Below are 19662 nucleotides of genomic sequence, written 5' to 3'. Positions count from 1 at the left end.
TCAGTCGAGATAGCCCAGCGCGCGCAGCTTTTCCCGGCGGTCGGCATCCTCCTGCGGCTCGGGTTCTCGCGGCGCGTCCTGCCGTCCCAGCGCATCCTCCATCTCCTGCTGGCGCCGCGCGCAGTCGGCCAGATACGCGTCGGCCGCGGCCTTGAGCGCTGCGACCTCGGCGTGGCGCTGCTCGTACAGGTTTGTCCGCTCCATCGGATCGTCGCGCAGATGGAAGAGCTGGTACTGCGGACCGCCTGCGCCCGTCAGGCGCACGAGGCGCCACGGAAGCTCCGTGATGGCCACGGACGGCGAGCGCCAGCTCTCGTCGTAGCCGCCGTACGTCACCGCCAGGCGCGTCCACGCCTCCGCGTACAATCGCCGGCCGTCGACGCTGGGCGCGGCGTCGATCAAGGCCGCCAGGGATCGCCCCTCCATCTCCGGCCACGGCTGCAGGCCTGCAAGTTCCAGAATCGTCGGCGGCACGTCGATCAGCCCGAACAGCCCAGTGCGCCGCACGCCGGCGGGCAAGCGTCCCGGTGCGCGCAGCAGGAGCGGCACGTGCAAAATCTCCTGCGTCAGGTTGGTGCCGTGATAGCGGCGGCCGTGCTCGCCGAACTCCTCCCCGTGGTCGGAGGTGACGATGAGAATCGTGTCGTTCTCGACGCCCAGCTCTCGTAGAGCAGCCACGAGCCGCTGCACCTGGTCATCGGCGTGCGCCACCTCGCCGCTGTAGGCGGCAAGGTCCTGGGCCGCCTCGTCCGCATCGGCCGGCGCGGCGAACCTTTCCGCGTACGGCGACGGGGGCTGGTAGGGGTTGTGCACAGCGTATGTGTGAAGGAACAGAAAGAACCGGCGGTTTCGGTTTTGCCGCAGCCAATGGATGCCGCGGTCGAACGTGTCGTCGATGTAGCCGATCGAATGATCGGTGCGGCGGTCTTCGAACCAGCGATCGAAGCCGCGGCTGAACCCATCGTCACCGAGCAGCATGCCGTTCTCGGTGAAGGCGGCGGTGCGGTAGCCCGCCGCGCGCAGCGCCTCGGCCAGCGTTCGGACCGCCTTCGAGTGCTTGTGCTTGGGTTCGTGCACGAGGCAGCGATTGACGCCCTCGAGCATCGCCATGTGCCCGGCAATGGTATCCGCGCCCGAGCTCAGCACCTGGTCGAATACCACGCCCTCCTTGCCGAAGAGCGCCTCCATGCGCGGCGAGGCCTGCTGCGCACCGCCGTAGAGGCTCAGCTGCCGTGCGCGCAGCGTGTCCAGCGATACGAGAAGGATGTTGGGACGCTCCGCACCGGTCGCCGGCCCCGTCAGCGACGGCGCAGCAACCACGACTGGCGCGTGCGGCGGCGCCGTCGTCTCGACGATCATCGTGGCTTCGCCTTCCGGCAGCCGGGCCACGCGGACCTCCCGCCACGCGGAAAGCTCCGACAACGGTCGGGTTTCCTCGAACGCCGTGTTGTCTTTGCCGCCGTCGTTCAGGCGGATGCGTATGCCGGCGGTGCCCACCGCGGAAGACGGAGCCGGCGCGGCGTACGCCAGCTCGAGCGCAGCATCGGCAGGAACCTGCAGCCGCACACGCGCCGCTTCCTGCCAGCCGCCGCTGCCAGGTTCTTCGGCGGTCGCGGCGGCCATCCTCGGGTGCAGAACGACGCGCGAGTCGTCGCCGACGGCGCGGCGAGGGTAGTCTGCGGTGGAATGCGCAAGCGGTGCCGCCGGCGCAAATAGCACATCGTCAACGCGAGCGACGACCTGCTCGCGGTGCAGGCCGCGCGGCGGTGCGGCGGGGTCGTCGCAAGCAGCCATCGCAGCCGCGAGCAGCAGTGCCGGCACCGCACGGCGGGTCATGCGGCCTCCTGTGCAGGCGGCGCCATGTGTGTAGAGATGCGGCGCTGACGACGTCGATCTACGCGTAGATCTTCATCACCTCGCCCAGGAACTGCAGCGCCTCGGGCTTGCGCCGCTGAAAGCTGTTGCGGCCGATGATGGAGCCGAAGCCGCCGCCTTCGCGGATGCCGCGGCACTCCTCGAACACCTTCTCGTCGGCGCCCTTGGCGCCGCCCGAAAAGATCACGATGCGGCGTCCGCCAAAGCAGCTCTGCACGACGTGGCGCACGCGCTCGGCCAGCGTGCCGATCGGAATCTGCTCCTTCTCGTAGACCTTCTTGGCTTCGGCCTGCTCGACGTGCGCCGTGGGCGGCTTGACCTTGACGATGTTGGCGCCGAGCAGAGCCGCGATCTGCGCGGCGTATGCGCAGACGTCGACGGCGGTCTCGCCTTCCTTGCTGATGCCGGAGCCGCGCGGATACGACCATACGACGACCGCCAGCCCGTTGGCCTTGGCCTCGCGCGTCAGCTCGGCCAGTTCCTCGTACATCACGCGGAACTGAGCCGAAGCCGGATAGATCGTGTAGCCGATGGCCGAGCAGCCCAGCCGCAGCGCGTCTTTCACCGATGCCGTCACCGACATCACCGGATCGGTGCCGTCGGGAGAGAGCGAGTCGTGATTGTTGACCTTCAGGATCAGCGGAATCTCACCGGCGTACTCGGCGGCGGCGCCTTCGATGAAGCCAAGCGGCGCAGCGTATGCGTTGCAGCCGGCATCGAGCGCGAGCTGGAAGTGATAACGGGGATCGTAGGCGTCGGGGTTGGGAGCGAAGCTGCGGGCGGGGCCATGCTCGAAACCCTGGTCGACCGGAAGGATGACGAAGCGGCCCGTACCGGCGAGCCTGCCCGTGTTCATGATGCGCGCCAGGTTGGAAAGAACCCCGGGGTTCTCACCTGCATACCAGCTCAAGATCTCGCGTACCCGCTCCGTGGCCATGGCTCCTCTCCTGTCGTGATGCGCCGCCACGCAGACGGCGGCCAAGTTCGCTCCTAAGAATCATCACGCCCGATCCGGAGCAACCCGACCGCTGCGCGGGGGCCGGCGCCTGCGTTCCGCGTCGGCGCAGCCGGTGCGGCTGGAGAACGCGCGGTGCGCAGGGCGTAGCGAACCCGCGGCGCTCGCTTCGGCCGTAACGCTCGAGCGCTGCAGCGCAAGATACGGATCGCGCTCCTCCTTGGTCAGCTCGCGAATGCGATCCAGCGCGGCCTTCACGCTCGGCTGTGTATCGAGGAACGCTTCGATCTCGGCCGCTCGCGTAGCGTAGCGGTGGATGGCCAGGAACGTGGCGTTGTGGAGCGTGCGGCCGCGGAACTCCGCCGCGAACACAGGATCGGCAGCGATGGCATCGGCCTGCACCTGCTCGTACACCCGGGTTCGCTCCTCCAGCATCCGCTCGCGCGGCCACCTCTCCTGGCGCGCACGCTCGAAGAATGCCTTCAGCGTTGCCGCGGCATCGTCCAGGATCCGGCTGCGCGCCACCCACGCCGCGCGCGCGCGGCGCAATCTCTCCGCGCGCTCGACCTCACCGCGCTCGGCGAAGAAATCGTCGGCGAGCCTGTAGGCGACCGCGGTGGCCAGCGTCTCGTTGAACGCGACCTGCCCCGGAATGAACAGCGTCTGATGCACGAGCTCGTGCAGCACCGTGGTCGCCACCGCCATCGTGCCGCGATCGACGACCGTCGACGGCAACGGATCCGCGAACCAGCCCAGCGTCGAGTATGCCGATGCCTCCACCACCGCCGTGTCCAGAGCTTCGTCCTTCTCCAGCTCGCGCGCGTACTCCAGTGCCGCCTCGCGCTCGAAGTAGCCGCGGTACGGAATGGCGCCCACCACCGGATACCACCACGTGTACGGCTCGAGCCGGTCGGCGTAGGCGGCCGTGACCACGTGGAAGGGCGAGGCCGACTTCATGTTGGCGACCTTCCGGTAGCTGCCGCCCACCTCCAGGCCGCTGCGGCGGGCGAACTCGCGCGCCTCCAGCACGAGCTCGAGCGCCTTTCGCCGCTCCGGATCCTCGGTCCTGGCGATCAGCTCCTCGACGGACTCGGCGCTGGCCAGGTAGCGCGCCTGCTCGTAGGCCAGGCGCGTGACATAGACGGCGCGGCAGCCCGAGCACCCGAATGCGAACAGCGACAGCGTCGCGGCCAGCACCGGGCGCCAGAAGCGGATTCGCGAAACCCACGCCGCCGCCGGACGCCGGCGGTTTAGCAAAACCCCAGCGTCCCCTTTACAAGCGGACCGAGCACGATGGAGCGCCTGTGGAAATACGTCCGCCGCTACGCGTACCGCTACCTCATCGGCGGCGTCTGCCTGTTCGCCACCGCCTCTCTCGTCATGGCTATCCCGTGGCTGACCCAGCACGCGGTGGACGCGGTCGGCAGCGATGCGCCTGCGGCCGACAAGCTTCGCACGGTCGCCTTCTACGCGCTGCTCATCATCGGCATCGCCGTGGCGCAGGCGCTGGTGCGCACCGTCTCGCGCGTCATGGTGTTCAACGCCGGCCGCGACGTCGAGTACGATCTTCGCAATGACCTGTACGAGCACCTGCTGAAGCTGCACCAGGGCTACTACCAGCGCCAGCGAACCGGCGACCTGATGTCGCGCCTGGTCAACGACATCGGCGCCGTGCGCCTGCTGCTCGGGCCGGGCCTGCTGACGATCCTGAACACCCCGCTCTACTGCGTCTACGCTTTCACCCTGATGATGATGATGGACGTCCCGCTGACGCTGGCCGCCATCGCGCCCTTCCCCGTCGTCCTCTACATCATGAAGCGGTACACGCGCCCGATGATGGAAGCGACCGTCCACACGCAGGAGAAGCTGGCCGAGATGTCGGCGTTCGCGCAGGAGAGCCTGGCGGGCGCGCACGTGGTCAAGAGCTTCGGCCGCGAGCAGGCGCGCGCCGAGCAGTTCGCGAAGCTCAACGCATCCTACAAGGAGCAGGCGATGGTGGCCGCGCGCCTGCGCGGAAAGATCTTTCCGCTGATCCGCGTCGTCTCCTCGCTCGGCGTGCTGATCGTGCTCGGCTACGGCGGCAGCCTGGTCGTCGACGGGCGCCTGACGCTCGGGCAGCTCATCGCGTTCATGGGCTACCTGCACATCCTTGCCTGGCCGATCATGGCGGTGGGCTGGATGATCGCGATCTGGCAGCGCGGCAAGGCGGCGCTGATCCGCCTCGGCGAGATCTTCGACATCGTTCCCGCGGTGGCCACGCCCGCCAATGGCTTCATGCCGGCGGAGGTCCGCGGCGAGATCCGCTTCGAGCGCGTCGGCTTCGGCTTTGACGGCGCCACCAACGGCGACGGCATCCTGCACGACATCTCCCTGACCGTCCCGGCCGGCACCAGCCTCGGCATTCTCGGCCGCACCGGATCGGGCAAGTCCACGCTCGCGCATCTGGTTCCGCGCCTCTTCGACGCCACCGGCGGCAGCGTGCAGGTCGACGGCGTCGACGTACGGCAATGGGATCTGGCAAGGCTGCGCAGCGCCATCGGCTTCGTTCCGCAGGACCCGTTCCTGTTCTCCTCGACCATCGAGGAGAACATCGGCTTCGGGCGCGACGACGGCGCCGCCGACGAGATGAGCCGCCTGGTCGAGATGGCGGGCCTGGACTCGGACCTCTCCGAGTTCCCGGCCGGCCTGGCAACGCCGGTGGGCGAGCGCGGCGTGACGCTGTCGGGCGGACAGAAGCAGCGCCTGACGCTGGCGCGCGCCATCGCCCGCGATCCGCGCATCCTGATCCTCGACGACTCGCTCTCGAGCGTGGACGCGGCCACCGAGCGCCGCATCCTCGACCATCTCGACAACGTGATGAAGGGCCGCACGACGATCCTGATCTCGCATCGCGTCTCCTCCGTGCGCCGCGCCGACCGCGTCGCGGTGATCGACGAAGGCCGCGTGCTCGAGGAAGGCACGCACGGCGAGCTGCTCGCGCGGGGCGGCCTCTACGCCGACCTGTACCGGCGCCAGCGCCTGAGCGAAGAGCTGGAGGCGATGTAGCGCGCCGTGGCCTACGAGGAACGAAAGAGCGCCGGCGGCGGCGGGCACGGTCGCGACGGCATCAACGACGGCAGCACCCACCGCCGCGGCACCGACGCCGGCGGCGACACCGCGGGCACCGCCATCTCTGCGGCCACGACCGGTTCGAACGCCGATGGCGCGCGCGACAACGCCGGCGGGGTCGAGGCGCGCGTCTCGCGCGGCATGGCCGACGAGCAGCAGCTCCTGGGCACGCGCGACTGGGCGATGCTGCGCTCGATGTGGCGCTTCGTGGCGCCCTACAAGTGGACGTTCTTCGCCTCGCTGGCGCTGCTGCCTCTGGTATCGGCCTGCCTGCTGGCACAGCCCTGGATCGTCAAGCGCGCCATCGACGGGTACATCGCCGTGGGCCGCACCGACGGCCTGTGGTGGTGGGCGCTGGCCTTCGGCGCCATGGTCGTGGCGGAGTTCACGCTGCTCTACTGGCAGCACGTTCTGACGATGCTGGTGGCGCAGAAGTCGCTCTCGGACCTTCGCATCGCCGTTTTCAGAAAGGTCGCGTCGATGGAGACGGCGTTCTTCGACCGCAACCCCGTCGGGCGCCTGGTCACGCGCATGACCACCGACGTCGACGTCATCAACGAGATGTTCGCCGCCGGCGCGATCACCATGATCATGGACGTGATCACGCTGGTGGGCATCGTCGCGATCATGCTGACCATCCACACCAAGCTGGCGCTGGTGGCGCTGGCCACGCTGCCGGTCATGCTGCTGTTCGTCGATTTCTTCCGCCGAAAGACGCGCAAGTACTATCGGCTCATCCGCGAGCGCATCGCGCGCATCAACGCCTACCTGCAGGAGAGCATCACCGGCATGGCGGTGATCCAGCTCTTCGCGCGCGAGCCGCAGGTGGCGGCCGAGTTCGAGCGTCTCAACGACGCGCACCGCAGGGCCAACCACTGGTCGAACATCTACGAGGCGGCGCTGTTCTCGATCGTCGAGGCGATGAGCGCGATCTCCACCGCCGCCATCCTCTGGTACGGCGCGCATCTGGTGGTGGGAGAGCCGGTGTCGACCGCGTCCATGGTGTCCGGCGCGGTGGGCTTCGGAACGCTGGTCGCGTTCATGGAATACATCAACAAGTTCTTCATCCCCGTGCGCGACTTCTCCACGAAGTATGCCGTGCTGCAGTCGGCCATCACCGCCTGCGAGAAGGTATTCGGCCTGCTCGAGCTGGAGCCGGCCCTGAAGAGCCCGGCGCAACCGAAGCCGGCGCCGCCGCCGCTCGGTACGGTGGAATTCCGCGACGTGCGCTTCTCCTATCTGCCCGGCGAGCCGGTGCTCAAGGGCGTTTCGTTCAAGGTGGCGCGCGGCGAGCACGTGGCCATCGTCGGCGCCACCGGCTCGGGCAAGACGACGATCACCAAGCTGCTGGCGCGCTTCTATGACGTCGACTCCGGCGCCATTCTCGTCGACGGCCTCGACGTGCGCGAGTGGGATCTGACCGAGCTGCGCCGGCGCATCGTCACCGTGCTGCAGGACGTCTTCCTGTTCTCGGACACGGTGGCCGAGAACATCCGCATGGGGCGCAGCGACCTGACCGACGAGGCCGTTCACCGCGCCGCCGCCGCCGTGCACGTCGACCGCTTCGTCGAGCGGCTGCCCCAGCGCTACGACGCGCCCGTGCGCGAGCGCGGCAACAACTTCTCGACCGGCCAGCGCCAGCTCATCTCGTTCGCCCGTGCGCTGGCCTACGGACCGGAGATCCTCGTGCTCGACGAGGCCACCTCCAGCGTCGATCACGACACCGAGGAGCTCATCCAGGATGCGGTGGCGCGGCTGCAGGAGGGACGCACGTCCCTCGTCATCGCGCATCGGCTGGCGACGATCGAGAATGCGGATCGAATCCTGGTGCTGCACCACGGCGAGCTGCGCGAGAGCGGCTCGCATGCCGAGCTGATGGCGGCCGGTGGCCTCTACGCGAGGCTCTACCGCCTCCAGCACGCCGAAGCGGCGGTCGCGCCGGCTGCGTAGCGCGTGGACGCAGCGGTGGCGCCGCGTACCGAACCGCCAGTAGCGCGGGCTGCGTAGCGCGCGGAAGCGCGGCTTTTGCCTTGGACCGCCGCGCATCCTCGCGATACGTTGTCGGCTCTTGACCATGAAGAATGCGGGGGCAGCAAGGCGGGCTCTGGTTACCGGAGCCGCCGGGCAGGACGGCCGTTACCTGTGCGAGCTGCTGTGCTCGCGTGGCGTGACGGTCTTTGCGCTCGTGCACGAGCAGGACTCGGCGCCGCCCGCGGTCGCGCAGGTGCAGGGCGATCTTCGCAACGCGCGCTCGTTGCGAGCGGCTATCGACCAGGCGCAGCCCGACTCCATCTACAATCTCGCGGCAGCCACCTTCGTTCCCGAATCTTGGACGAATCCCGGCCACTTCCGCGACGTCAACGAGCTCGGCGTCGCCCGCCTTCTCGTCGCGATCCGCGACAGCGGCGCACCGATACGCTTTTGCCAGGCATCGACGGCAGAGATGTTCGGTGCGTCCGGCGTGCACCCGCTGAACGAGGACACGCCGCTGCAGCCGCTCAGTCCCTACGGCGCCGCCAAAGCCGCCGCGCATCGGCTCGTGCGCCAGTATCGTGAAGAGCACAACCTGTTTGCCTGCTCGGCGATCCTCTTCAATCACGAGTCGCCTCTGCGGCCGCCCATGTTCGTCACCCGCAAGATCACGTTGGCTGCCGCGCGGATCGCGCGAGGGCTGCAAAAGGGGCTGACGCTCGGCAATCTGGAAGCCGCTCGCGACTGGGGCTACGCGCCCGAATACGTCGAGGCGATGACGGCCATGCTGTCCGCCCCCGCGCCGGCCGACTACGTCATCGCCACCGGACGCTCATGCACCGTGCGCGAATTCGCAGAGATCGCGTTCGCACGCGCCGGCCTGAACTGGCGCGACCACGTCACCAGCGATCCGGCGCTGTCGCGGCCGGGCGACGCTGCCGCGCGCATCGGCGATCCGGGCAGGATCGCCCGCGATCTCGGCTGGCGCGCGACCACGACCGTCGAACAGCTTGCCGCGATCATGGTCGATGCAGACCTGGCCCGCATCGATCGGGGCGAGACGTAGGTTCGTGCTCGACAAGCTCGGCACCTTGCGCAGACGATCATCGCCTTCCCAGGGAAACGCGCCGATTGCGCGTTGCATCGGGCTCTGCGCCATCGAACCGCTCAGTGCGCGCGCCGCGGCGTCGCGCGCGGGAGCACGCCGGCATCTTCGAGGTCGCCTCGCATCACCAGCAGCCCTTCATCCAGACGCCGGAAGGTCATGCCCAGGCTCTGCTCGGTCCTGCGCGAGCACAGGCCGCCGCGGCGCGGCCGCGGCGCAGCCGGCCCCAGCGCCGAGGACGGCACCGGCTCGAGCAGCGAGACGTCCAGCCCGAACACCTCGGCGATGCGGCGCGCCCACTCCAGGCGCGTGACCTGATCGGGCCCGGCCACATGGATCGGGCCGCGAACGTCGCCATCGACGATGCGCATCGTGGCCTCCACCAGATCGCTGGCCAGCGTGGGCGAGCCCCATTGATCCACCGCCACCAGCACGCGACGGCCCTGGTGCAGCGACTCGAAGATCCCCATGGCGAAGTTCTTGCCGCCGCTCTGATAGCCGTAGACGTTGCACGCGCGCAGGATCACGTGATCTTCGAGCCCGGCAACGACGTCCTCGGCCTTCGCCTTGTGACAGCCGTAGACGTTGAGCGGCGTGCGTACCTGATCCACCTCGTGCGGCCCGTCGTCGCCGAACACGTAGTCGGTGGAGAAGAAGATGTAGCGCGCGCCGACATCGGCCGCTGCCGCGGCCACGTTGCGCGTGCCCTGGACGTTGACGCGCTCGGAGGTCTGCGGCTCGCGCTCGCAGCGGTTGACGTCGGTCAGCGCTGCCGTGTGCACGATCACGCGCGGTGAGATTTCGGTGACCAGCCGGCGCGTGGCTTCGGCATCGGTGATGTCGAGCTGCAGCAGCCCCGGCCCGGCCGTGGTGGCATACGTGCCGGCCGCCCGCTCGCCGAAGCGCGCCATCATCAGGCGCCCTACCAGCCCGGACGCACCGACGACGAGGATCTCCCGGCCCTCGGCGCTCATCGCGTCTCCTCGAGGTCGAACAGCACGCCGGGCGCCAGCTGCCAGTGCGGATCCAGACACCGCTTGACCATGCGCATCGAGGCCACGCCCGCCTTGCCGTGGAGCTTTTCGAGCAGGGCCTTCTTGATCGGATTGCGACCGGTGCCGTGCTCGGCCATCGGGCTGCCGCCGAGAGCGATGGCCACCTCGCCGATGGCGAGCTGGGTCTGGCGCGCGTGATCCATGTCGCGATCGCTGCGGGCCAGGATGTTCGGATGGACGTTGCCGTCGCTGATGTGGCCCCAGATCGCGGCGTCCAGCCCGGCTTCGGCGAGCAGAGCGCGATAGCGCTGCAGCGACTCCTCGAAACGCTCGAAGGGCACGATGACGTCGCCGCCGGACTTCGAGACCCTGGCGGCGCCGCTGCGCTGCACTTCGCGCACGCGCCGGTTGACGCCCTCCGGCACCGCTTCGCGCAGCGCGAAGAGCGCGCGGCGGCGATCTTCCTCGCCGGGCAGCGCCGGCACCGCGTCCGCCAGCACGCCGTGGCGCTCCAGGATGCGGCAGAGCCGCACCACCGGCCCGTCGATGTCGGCGGCGTACGACTCGGACAGCTCATGATAGGCACGCGCGCGATCGAAGCCGGCGGGCAGCTCGGCCTGAATGAGCAGCAACGCGCGCGCGGATGCTGGCAGCGTCACGCCGACTCGCTCGGCAACACCGTCCTCGCGCAGCACCTGCAGCGATCGCGCATCCATGTACTCGATGGCGGAGACGTCCAGACCGCAAGGGTTGCCGGTGCGATGGGCGGACCTGGCTTCCTCGCGAAGCTCGGTCGTCAGGGCAACGGCCGCCGCGTCGTCGGCGACCGGCACCAGCACCGCCAGCCAGGAGGGCCGCGGCGAGGAAAGCCGCAGCACGGCCTCCACCACCACGCCGAGCGTGCCTTCGGCCCCGATGAACAGGTCGATGAGATCGAGCGGGCGCTGGGTCCAGTAGCCGGCCGAGCTCTTGGGAACGTCGGGATGCGCGCCGAGCGGCACCGGAATGCGCAGCACCTCGCTCGATGTGCGTTCGACCTCGAAATATCCGCGCGGGTGCGACGTGACCTGGCCGCGCTCGATCTCGAGCACCTCGCCGCACGCCAGCACCACCGTCAGCTCCTGCACCCAGCCGCGAGTGGTTCCATGCTTGAACGTCGCGGCGCCGGCAGCGCACGTCGCGATGACGCCGCCGACGCTGGCACCGTCGTAGGTCGGCACCGGCGGGAAATAGGCATTGGCCGCCGCCACCGATTCCTCCAGCTCGCGCAGCAACAGCCCCGCGCCTGCGCGCGCGCGGCCGTTGGCGATGCTGCTCTGGCGCATCCTGGAGGTGGATAGCAGCACTTCGCCGAAGGGCGTGGCGCCGCCGGTCAGCGACGATTGCGCGCCGATGGCCAGCACGGGAATGCCCCCGGCCAGAACGGCCGCGACCTCGGCCTCATTGGCCGGAAAGCAAATCTCCGGCGAGTGCCCGCCAGGCGTGTGAGCGGCGTCCTCGAGATAGGCGGCGAGCGTTTCGGCATCGCGCTCGCGCCGCCATGCGTCCACCTTGCCCCGCGGCAGGCGCGTCTGCGTCTTCCAGTGCTCGGGCGAGGGCATGACGTCCGAACGTAGCAGCGAGAAGGCAGGCTGGCGAGCCTGGTGCAGTGAACTCGGTGGGGCCGATCGAACAGCCGCGCCAGAACGACGCCATGCGCACGACCGCGAAAAGCGCTCGCTCGCGCTTTTTCTCTACGCTGCGTCGATGGCGACGTTGCCGGCGTCGGCGACGATCAGGCCCGTGGCGCGATCGCCGCCGAGGAGCTCGCGTGCCCACGCGGCTGCGGCGGCTCGATCAGCGAAGATCCTCATGCCCAGCACGTCGCCAAGATCTGCGGGTACGCCCCTGCTGACCACGCCGATGTGCACGCGCCGCTCGTCGGTCAGCGCACGCAATCGCACCGCCTTGTGGTCTCCGAGGCGATAGCCGCGCTCCTGCACGATCGCCCGCGCTTCATCGACGGTCGGCGCGGCACGCAGCAGTTCCACGAAGTGGTCGATTCCCACACCCTTCGGGCACGGCGACTCCAGCAGCAGCACGCCATCCTCGCGGACGGCGGCCTCGGTATTCTTGATGCCCTTGTCGGCCTGATAGAGGTCGCGGCTGAGCGGCCCCTGCACCTGCGCCACGACCAGATCGACCGGTTCCTCGACCGCAGCCGAGAAGCACGCACGCACGGTGGCGATGCCGTGGTTGAGCGCCTCGAGAGGATGCCCGGCCGTCACCGCGATCACCTTTCCATCGACGAGAACCTGATTGAGGGCCAGCAGGCGTGCGCCGGAATCCTCGAGATCGGCCAGCGCATCGACGACGCCGACGTGCACCGGGTTACCGTCGAGCTTGAGGGGGCGCGCCTGCGACGAGAGCGCGTGCTCGTGATTGGCCGTCAGGCTCTCCATCGACATGACGCCCACGGTCAGCGTCTTGTGCGCGCCGGTGATGCCGGCGAAGTAGTGCGGCTCCATGCTGCCGCAGCCCAGGTAGAAGCCGCCCTCCGCCATCCACGAATGCAGAACGTGGTTGCCGACCTTGCGCAGGCCGCTCTCATTGCGCGCGTCGTGCCAGGCCACCTCGGCGAGGCGATCGGCGTGGCGAGACAGCATCGCCGCTTCATGCGCGGCTCTTTCCTCGGGCGTGGAGAGATGGCTGCCGGTGGCGACCAGGACGCGAAGGGCGGGCAGCTTCTCGGCGGCGAGCCCGGCGTCCAGAAGGCCGACGACCGCATCGAGAAAGGCAGGCGTGTCGGTCAGACGATGCGGGTCGTTGATGACCAGCGTCAGCGAGCGCCCTTCGGCGGCCGCCGAGCGTGCGAAGTCGACCAGCGCCGCCGACTGCAGGGCATCGCGGCAGGCCGCGGCCGGGTCGATGGAGAGCGAGGGTGCGGTCGGAGCGATGTCGCGCAGCTCGTAGCCGCGCAACAGCTCGTGCCAACTTGGAGGGTCTGCGTCCATTCAGAAGCAGGTGTCGCCGTCCCGGGACCGTGCGCTCTTGTTTTCCCCCGCGCAACGACCCGACTGCGGTGATGCCGGAGTGGTTTAGAGCATAGTCCTAGCTTGGAGCAAACACTTTGGCGTCCGCCGCGGCAGCGGCCACATCGGCATCGACCATGATCTGAACGAGGCCGGCAAAGGTCACGCGCGGCTTCCAGCCGAGAATCTGGCGCGCCTTGCTCGCGTCGCCCAGCAACAGGTCCACTTCGGCCGGGCGCTCGAAGCGCGGGTCGACCTCGACGTGGTCGTGCCAGTCCAGGCCGAGGTGGCCGAAGGCATGGTCGAGGAACTCGGCCACCGAGTGCGTCTCGCCGGTGGCCACCACGTAATCGTCGGGGCGGTCCTGCTGGAGCATCATCCACATCGCCTCGACGTAGTCGGGCGCGTAGCCCCAGTCGCGTTTGGCCTCCAGATTTCCGAGGCGAAGCTTGTCCTGCAGCCCGGCCTTGATGCGCGCCGCGGCCCTGGAGATCTTGCGCGTCACGAACGTCTCGCCGCGCCGCGGCGACTCGTGGTTGAACAGGATGCCGCTGCACGCGTACAGGCCGTAGGCCTCGCGGTAGTTGAGCGTCTGATAGTGCGCGAAGACCTTGGCGCAGGCGTACGGGCTGCGCGGATGAAAAGGCGTACGCTCGTTCTGCGGCACCGCCTCGGCCTTGCCGTACATCTCGCTCGAAGATGCCTGATAGAAGCGTGCCGGGCGCTTCATGTGCCGGACCGCCTCGAGCATCGCCACCACGCCGAGCGCATCGACGCTTACGGTGAAGATCGGCTCGTCGAAGGAGACGCGCACGTGGCTCTGCGCGGCCAGATGATAGACCTCCTCGGGCTCGACGGTCTCGAGCAGCTCGCGCATCCGCGAAGGATCGGTGACGTCGCCGTAGTGGAGATGGAAGCGGTCGCGGTGCGGGTGCGTGTCGTCGTGGAGATGATCGATGCGCGAGCGGGCCATCGAGCTGGTCCGGCGCACCAGGCCGTGAACCTCGTATCCCTTCTCCAGCAGCAGCTCGGCCAGATACGAGCCGTCCTGGCCCGTCACGCCGGTGATGAACGCACGCTTGGCCACCGGCCGGGCTTAGGAGGGTCCGAAAGCGGTGTCAACGACAACGGCGCCGCGGCGACGTGCGCGCCTGCCCCCGGACTGCTATAGCGGGACGGCGATGATCGAGAAGGGAATCATCCTTGCCGGCGGCGCCGGCACGCGCCTGCATCCGCTGACGCACGCGGTCGGCAAGCAGCTCCTGCCCGTCTACGACAAGCCGATGATCTACTACCCGCTGAGCACGCTGATGCTGGCGGGGATCCGCGACATCCTGCTCATCACCACGCCGCACGAGCGCGCGCTGTTCGAGCGGCTGCTGGGCGACGGCTCGCGCTGGGGACTGCGCCTGCAGTACGCGGTCCAGCCCTCGCCCGGCGGCATCGCGCAGGCGTTCCTGGTGGGCCGCGATTTCATCGCCGGTGATGCGTGCGCACTCATCCTCGGCGACAACATCTTCTACGGGCACGGCATCCAGGGCCTGCTGCACGCAACCGCCCAGCGCACCGAGGGAGCCACCGTGTTCGGCTACTGGGTCAAGGACCCGCAGGCCTACGGCGTCGTCGAGTTCGACGAAGACGGCAATGTCCTCAGCATCGAGGAGAAGCCCAAGCAGCCGAAGTCCAACTACGCGGTGGTGGGCCTGTACTTCTACGACAAGAACGTCGTCTCGCTTGCCGAAAAGCTCTTGCCGTCGACGCGCGGCGAGCTCGAGATCACGGACCTGAACCGTCTGTACCTGGATCAGAACAAGCTGCGCGTGGAGAAGCTCGGGCGCGGAATAGCCTGGCTCGACACCGGCGCGCCCGAAGCGCTGCTGCAGGCATCGAACTTCATCCAGACCATCCAGCTCCGGCAGGGCCTTCAGGTAGCCTGTCCCGAGGAAGTCGCTTTTCGCATGGGCTGGATCACCGCCGCCGACCTCCTCGCCCTCGCCAACCCCCTGCTGAAAACCGACTACGGCCAATACCTCGCCCAGATCGCCCAAGAAAAACGCCGCTGAAGAAGAGGGTCAGGTCTTGCATCCGAGCATTTCGGTGGCACCGGAAAGCGCGCCGCCACGCCACCTTCTCCGTCGCCGCATCGAGCGACTCGTGGGCAGGTTCCGGCCCGCCGGCGTCAGCCGCGCGCCGGCATCCGCGCCGCGTACCACTCGATCGTCTTTCGCAGCGCCGCATCGAACGGCTCTTGCGGCTGCCAGCCGAGCGCGCGCCGGATCTTCGTGATGTCGATGGCGTAGCGCCAGTCGTGGCCGGGCCGGTCGGTCACCATCTCGACCAGCTCGAAGTGCGGCGCCGCCGCCGGCCGCAGCTGGTCCATGATCGCGCACACCCTGCGCACCAGCTCGATGTTGGACCACTCGTTGAGGCCGCCGATGTTGTAGAACTCGCCGGTACGCCCGCGGCGCACCACCGCATCGATGCCGCGGCAATGGTCGTCGACGTAGAGCCAGTCGCGCACGTTGCTGCCGTCGCCGTAGACCGGAATGCGCGTACGCGTCAGACAGCCGCGGATGACGGTGGGCAGGAACTTCTCGGCGTGCTGGAAGGGGCCGAAGTTGTTCGAGCAGTTCGAGATCGTCACCGGCAGGCCGTAGGTGCGCCAGTAGGCGCGAACCAGGTGATCCGAAGCGGCCTTGGACGCCGAGTAGGGCGAGCCCGGCGCATACGGCGTCGTCTCGGTGAATGCAGGATCGTCGGGCCCTAGTGTGCCGTAGACCTCGTCGGTCGAGATGTGATGAAACCGCCGCCCGGCGCCGGCACCACCACCGCCGCTAGCGCCACCACCACCGCCGCGCAACCACAGCTCCCGCGCCGCCTCCAGCAGCTGGAACGTCCCGACGATGTTCGTCTGGATGAACGGCGCCGGCCCGGCGATCGAACGATCCACGTGGCTGTCGGCGGCAAAGTGCACGATCGTATCGATGTCGCTCTCGCGCAGCAGCCGGTCCACCAGCGCCCGGTCGCAGATGTCGCCGTGCACGAACGTGTGCCTTGCCGGATCCGGAAGCTGCGTCAGATTCTCGAGCGAGCCGGCATACGTCAGCGCGTCCAGATCGACGATGCGCACGTCGGGATCCGTCGCCAGCAGATAGCGAACGAAGTTGCAGCCGATGAAGCCGGCGCCGCCGGTCACCAGCACGTTGCGCGGACGATGCACCGCCGCGCCCGGCTCGCCTCCGTCACCTTGCGTTCGGCGCTCGCTCACGCGCCGCAACCGCCCGCCGCGCCGTACACCGGCAGGTCCTGCGCCGGGCACGCCGACAGCCGCGGATTGCGCCGGTCCTTCTCCGAGACCACCACGTCGCCGAGCTCGCGCGGCCACGCGATGCCGATCTCGGGATCGTCCCAGGCGATGCCGTGCTGATCGTCGGGTGCATAGTAGTCGCTGCACTTGTACTGGAAGTCCGCTTCCTCCGAGAGCACGGCAAAGCCATGCGCGAAGCCGACGGGGACGAACACCTGGCGGTGCTGGCGATCGTCGAGCACCGTCCCCACCCACTTCCCGAACGTGGGCGAGCCCCGTCGCACGTCCACCACCACATCGAAGACCGCGCCGCGCACCACTCGCACCAGCTTGGCCTGCGGGCGAACGAGCTGGTAGTGCAGCCCGCGCACCACGCCGCGACGCGAGCGCGAGTGCGTATCGAGAACGAAATCGCAGGAAACGCCTGCCTCACGATAGCGCTGGAGCTGGAAGGCCTCGAGCAGGAACCCGCGCTCGTCCGAGTACGCGGTGGGCTCGAGCACCAGGACGCCGGGAATTTCGGTAGGAAGAACTTTCATGCCTTGCCTCTCGGGCCGTTTCGGGAGAAATACCCCGAGCCCATGGATCCGAACAAGTTCACCGGCGAGCGTCCCGGCTGGGGCGAGGGATTCGACTACGACTTTGCCCGCCACGTGGCCGCCTATCGATTCGCCTCCACCCTTTCCGCAGGCAAGCGCGTGCTGGATGCCGGCTGCGGTGAAGGCTTCGGCACCCAGATCATCGCCGACGTGGCAAAGGAAGTGGTCGGTGTCGATTACTCCGACCAGGCCATCTCCGAATGCCGCCGGCTGTGGAGCAAACCCAACCTGCGTTTCCAGCAGGTCGACCTGACCAGGCCGGGCAGCTTCACCGACACCTTCGACGTGGTCCTGAACTTCCAGGTGATCGAGCACATCGCCGATCCCCTTCCGTTCCTTCGCGGCCTGCACGCGCGGCTGGCTCCCGAAGGCGTGCTGATCATGACAACGCCCAACCGCCTGCGCACGGTCTCGGAGAACCCCTATCACGTGCGCGAATACACCGGGCCCGAGCTTCACTCGCTGCTCGCCGGCGTGTTCGGCCGCGTCGAGATGCAGGGCATGCACGGCAACCAGAAGGTCGAAGAGTTCGAGGCGGGGCGCGCTCGCGCAGTCCGCAACATCCTGCGCCTGGACCCGCTCGGCGTCCGCAACATGCTGCCGCGCTCCGTGGTCAACTTCGCGTTCGCGCGGCTGGCCAAGGTGGTGCGTCGCCAGGCGCGGCCGCAGGGCGCTGCCGAGATCGTTCCTGAAGATTTTTTCGTCCGCGCCGATTCCATCGATCGCGCGCTCGACCTGGTCGCTCTCTGCCGCCGGTGACCGCCGGCGCAAGCTGCGGCGGCGTGATGATAAGAACAACAGCGCGCGAACGTGCTTTAGAACACCTTCCCGCCTTTTCGTCCCTCGACTCAGTTTCGACTGCTCCATATCATCGCAGCGCGACACTGTGCTCGTGAAGAAAAATGGAGGGAAAAAGGTGTTGAAAACAATAGCATTCGCGATCTTGTTTTACCTTTCGATGACGACCGTCGCGTCCGCAGCCTGCTCTACATCGGCGACGGACACATGCACTGCCGGAAGTGGCATCACCAACTATCCGAACGGTGCCACCATCTACCGCTGTGATGTAATCTGCGGGGTCGGCACGACCTGCGGCCCGTCCACCCATACCGCCTGCGATCAGTGCGGGGCAGGGACTGGAGGAAACTCGCCGGATGGGAAGTGTGTAATCTGTGACATCGTCGGCAATACATCGACTCACACCATCAACGGAACCGCAGGTGCCGACGTAATTTGCGCGGACGCAGGAGATGACACGATAAACGGCAACGGCGGTGACGACGAAATCGAGACCGGCAGTGGAGGAGACGTGGTTAATGGCGGGGCCGGGGCAGACAAGATTCAAGGCGCGGGACTCGGCGGTAAACAATTGTACGGAGACGACGGCGCAGACATTCTCGTAGGCTCCTACTACTCTAACAACATCATCGTTGGCGGCGATGGTAACGACACGATGTGGGGTGGCATTTCTGACGATGTCCTTTATGGTGGCTCAGGCAACGACACATTGATTGGTGGCGGTGGAGCGGACTCCTTGAATGGCGAGGCCGGCGATGACGCGCTTACACCTGTCGTCGCATGGGGCGATCCCGTTCCCGACGACGTCGTAGGGGCACGCTACTGCGGCGGTTCCGGCAGTGATTCAATAAACGGGAAAGGCCCCGATTTCATATGTGTCGACGCCGGAGAAAGCGGTTCGGACAATGACACGTGTCGCTATGAGTTCGAAGTTGCGCCATCACGAGCGCAGGCAAGTACGGATTTCGGCACGGAAGATGGCTGTGAGTTCGTGACAGCTGGGTACGCTTTCAATTCATCGCGCGAGATCGACTGCGGTTGCATCGACTAGCTTATGAAGCCGCGGAGGCGGTGACGTTTCCGCGGCTTTTTTCTCGCAAGCGACTGTCTAAGCGGCTCGCATTTTAGATGTCGTACGATCGCCCGCTTTTGCGTAAGTATGCGCGATGAAACCTGCGCTGACTCTTGTGGTGCCGTGTCACAATGAAGAGCAACGACTTGATCTCGCCGCTTTTCACCAGTTTCTCGACGATCGTCCATGGAGTCGTCTGTGCTTCGTTGATGACGGCAGCAGCGACCGCACGCATTCGGTTCTTGCGCGGTTCTGCGAGCAGTCGCACGGCAGAGCCGACAGCATTCGTTTACCACAAAATCGAGGAAAGGCCGGAGCGGTACGGGAGGGCATGAAATGGGCGTTCGCCACCAGGGCGTCACTTGTCGGCTACTGGGATGCTGACTTGGCCACGCCTCTCGATGCTGTTGACGGGATGGTGAATGTACTGAACTCTAACCCGGAACTAGTGGGTGTCATGGGCTGCCGCCTCAGCCGTCTCGGCGCCTACATTCAGCGCGACCCTCTGCGCCACTACATAGGCCGACTTTTTGCCACGCTTGCCTCTGCTGCCCTCGGTTTGTCCGTTTACGACACCCAGTGCGGCGCAAAGCTATTCCGCAACACACCCGCAATCCAAAACGCTTTCGCCAAGCCATTTCTGTGCCGATGGGCCTTCGATGTGGAGCTGATCGCCAGGCTGCAGCTGACAGAAGGAGAGTCTATACGTTATCGGCTATACGAGTTTCCACTAGAACGCTGGGCGGACGCTGCTGGCTCCGGCGTCACCCTACGCGCCGGAGCCGTAGCCTTCATCGATCTATGGCGGATCTACCGAGCTTATAGACGACAAACGGGATAATACCCAGCTAGAACGATGCCGGAGC

The 19662-nt window shown here is 67.5% G+C and carries 16 protein-coding genes; 7 read left to right on the top strand and 9 right to left on the bottom strand.

Going from position 1 to position 19662, the window contains the following annotated elements; genetic code table 11:
- The 3 genes from VEC57_14175 to VEC57_14165 form a co-directional block, all read right to left on the bottom strand.
- A complete protein-coding gene (locus tag VEC57_14175) occupies positions 1 to 1836 on the bottom strand; it encodes a sulfatase (GenBank protein ID HYC00279.1) in 1836 nt (611 codons plus the stop codon).
- Between the two features lie 58 nt (positions 1837 to 1894).
- A complete protein-coding gene (locus VEC57_14170) occupies positions 1895 to 2812 on the bottom strand; it encodes a class I fructose-bisphosphate aldolase (protein HYC00278.1) in 918 nt (305 codons plus the stop codon).
- Positions 2813 to 2875: 63 nt separating this feature from the next.
- Entirely contained in the window at positions 2876 to 4027 is a 1152-nt protein-coding gene (locus VEC57_14165; protein ID HYC00277.1) for an aminopeptidase, read from the bottom strand.
- A 96-nt stretch (positions 4028 to 4123) separates the two neighbouring features.
- Between VEC57_14165 and VEC57_14160 the strand changes: the two genes are divergently transcribed.
- The 3 genes from VEC57_14160 (at position 4124) to VEC57_14150 (ending at position 8975) form a co-directional block, all read left to right on the top strand.
- A complete protein-coding gene (locus VEC57_14160; protein ID HYC00276.1) occupies positions 4124 to 5875 on the top strand; it encodes an ABC transporter ATP-binding protein in 1752 nt (583 codons plus the stop codon).
- A 6-nt stretch (positions 5876 to 5881) separates the two neighbouring features.
- On the top strand, positions 5882 to 7888 hold the full coding sequence (locus VEC57_14155) for an ABC transporter ATP-binding protein (GenBank protein HYC00275.1): 2007 nt from the start codon (positions 5882 to 5884) through the stop codon (positions 7886 to 7888).
- A 124-nt stretch (positions 7889 to 8012) separates the two neighbouring features.
- The gene (locus VEC57_14150) at positions 8013 to 8975 is read left to right on the top strand and encodes a GDP-mannose 4,6-dehydratase (GenBank protein HYC00274.1); all 963 of its coding nucleotides are present in this window, start codon (positions 8013 to 8015) and stop codon (positions 8973 to 8975) included.
- A gap of 101 nt (positions 8976 to 9076) precedes the next feature.
- Here VEC57_14150 and VEC57_14145 read toward each other — a convergent pair whose 3' ends face one another.
- The 4 genes from VEC57_14145 to gmd all read right to left on the bottom strand — a co-directional run bounded on the left by VEC57_14145 (position 9077) and on the right by gmd (position 14107).
- Positions 9077 to 9988 (bottom strand): SDR family oxidoreductase, encoded by a 912-nt coding sequence (locus tag VEC57_14145; protein ID HYC00273.1) that lies wholly within the window; start codon positions 9986 to 9988, stop codon positions 9077 to 9079.
- Positions 9985 to 11610 carry an FAD-binding oxidoreductase gene (locus VEC57_14140; GenBank protein HYC00272.1) on the bottom strand — a complete coding sequence of 542 codons (1626 nt, stop codon included), beginning with the start codon at positions 11608 to 11610 and terminating at the stop codon, positions 9985 to 9987. Before VEC57_14140 ends, VEC57_14145 begins: the two co-directional genes overlap by 4 nt.
- 132 nt (positions 11611 to 11742) lie before the next feature.
- Positions 11743 to 13002: a lactate racemase domain-containing protein gene (locus VEC57_14135; GenBank protein ID HYC00271.1), complete on the bottom strand. Its 1260-nt coding sequence runs from the start codon at positions 13000 to 13002 to the stop codon at positions 11743 to 11745.
- A 97-nt stretch (positions 13003 to 13099) separates the two neighbouring features.
- Positions 13100 to 14107: a GDP-mannose 4,6-dehydratase gene (gmd, locus tag VEC57_14130; GenBank protein ID HYC00270.1), complete on the bottom strand. Its 1008-nt coding sequence runs from the start codon at positions 14105 to 14107 to the stop codon at positions 13100 to 13102.
- A 94-nt stretch (positions 14108 to 14201) separates the two neighbouring features.
- On the opposite strand from gmd, the gene rfbA reads away from it, so the two are divergent.
- A complete protein-coding gene (gene rfbA / locus VEC57_14125) occupies positions 14202 to 15083 on the top strand; it encodes a glucose-1-phosphate thymidylyltransferase RfbA (GenBank protein HYC00269.1) in 882 nt (293 codons plus the stop codon).
- Between the two features lie 116 nt (positions 15084 to 15199).
- On the opposite strand, the gene rfbB is transcribed toward rfbA, so the two are convergent.
- The gene (rfbB, locus tag VEC57_14120) at positions 15200 to 16288 is read right to left on the bottom strand and encodes a dTDP-glucose 4,6-dehydratase (protein ID HYC00268.1); all 1089 of its coding nucleotides are present in this window, start codon (positions 16286 to 16288) and stop codon (positions 15200 to 15202) included.
- On the bottom strand, positions 16285 to 16866 hold the full coding sequence (rfbC, locus tag VEC57_14115; GenBank protein ID HYC00267.1) for a dTDP-4-dehydrorhamnose 3,5-epimerase: 582 nt from the start codon (positions 16864 to 16866) through the stop codon (positions 16285 to 16287). Before rfbC ends, rfbB begins: the two co-directional genes overlap by 4 nt.
- A 42-nt stretch (positions 16867 to 16908) precedes the next feature.
- Here rfbC and VEC57_14110 point away from each other — a divergent pair, with 42 nt between their 5' ends.
- The 3 genes from VEC57_14110 (at position 16909) to VEC57_14100 (ending at position 19637) form a co-directional block, all read left to right on the top strand.
- The gene (locus VEC57_14110) at positions 16909 to 17685 is read left to right on the top strand and encodes a class I SAM-dependent methyltransferase (GenBank protein HYC00266.1); all 777 of its coding nucleotides are present in this window, start codon (positions 16909 to 16911) and stop codon (positions 17683 to 17685) included.
- Positions 17686 to 17818: 133 nt separating this feature from the next.
- Complete coding sequence (locus VEC57_14105) at positions 17819 to 18775, top strand: calcium-binding protein (GenBank protein ID HYC00265.1); 957 nt, start codon at positions 17819 to 17821, stop codon at positions 18773 to 18775.
- Between the two features lie 115 nt (positions 18776 to 18890).
- Positions 18891 to 19637 carry a glycosyltransferase gene (locus tag VEC57_14100; protein ID HYC00264.1) on the top strand — a complete coding sequence of 249 codons (747 nt, stop codon included), beginning with the start codon at positions 18891 to 18893 and terminating at the stop codon, positions 19635 to 19637.
- Positions 19638 to 19662 lie beyond the last annotated feature (25 nt).

Source organism: Candidatus Limnocylindrales bacterium, from assembly GCA_035626395.1.
Taxonomy (GTDB): domain Bacteria; phylum Desulfobacterota; class Binatia; order UBA1149; family CAITLU01; genus DASPNH01.
This window is presented reverse-complemented; position numbering and strand designations above follow the sequence as displayed.

Coding starts and splice junctions, on each gene's coding strand:
- VEC57_14175 (HYC00279.1), bottom strand. CDS start 1,836: ATGACCCGCCGTGCGGTGCCGGCACTGCTGCTCGCGGCTGCGATGGCT.
- VEC57_14170 (HYC00278.1), bottom strand. CDS start 2,812: ATGGCCACGGAGCGGGTACGCGAGATCTTGAGCTGGTATGCAGGTGAG.
- VEC57_14160 (HYC00276.1), top strand. CDS start 4,124: ATGGAGCGCCTGTGGAAATACGTCCGCCGCTACGCGTACCGCTACCTC.
- VEC57_14150 (HYC00274.1), top strand. CDS start 8,013: ATGAAGAATGCGGGGGCAGCAAGGCGGGCTCTGGTTACCGGAGCCGCC.
- VEC57_14145 (HYC00273.1), bottom strand. CDS start 9,988: ATGAGCGCCGAGGGCCGGGAGATCCTCGTCGTCGGTGCGTCCGGGCTG.
- VEC57_14140 (HYC00272.1), bottom strand. CDS start 11,610: ATGCCCTCGCCCGAGCACTGGAAGACGCAGACGCGCCTGCCGCGGGGC.
- VEC57_14135 (HYC00271.1), bottom strand. CDS start 13,002: ATGGACGCAGACCCTCCAAGTTGGCACGAGCTGTTGCGCGGCTACGAG.
- rfbA (HYC00269.1), top strand. CDS start 14,202: ATGATCGAGAAGGGAATCATCCTTGCCGGCGGCGCCGGCACGCGCCTG.
- rfbC (HYC00267.1), bottom strand. CDS start 16,866: ATGAAAGTTCTTCCTACCGAAATTCCCGGCGTCCTGGTGCTCGAGCCC.
- VEC57_14110 (HYC00266.1), top strand. CDS start 16,909: ATGGATCCGAACAAGTTCACCGGCGAGCGTCCCGGCTGGGGCGAGGGA.
- VEC57_14100 (HYC00264.1), top strand. CDS start 18,891: ATGAAACCTGCGCTGACTCTTGTGGTGCCGTGTCACAATGAAGAGCAA.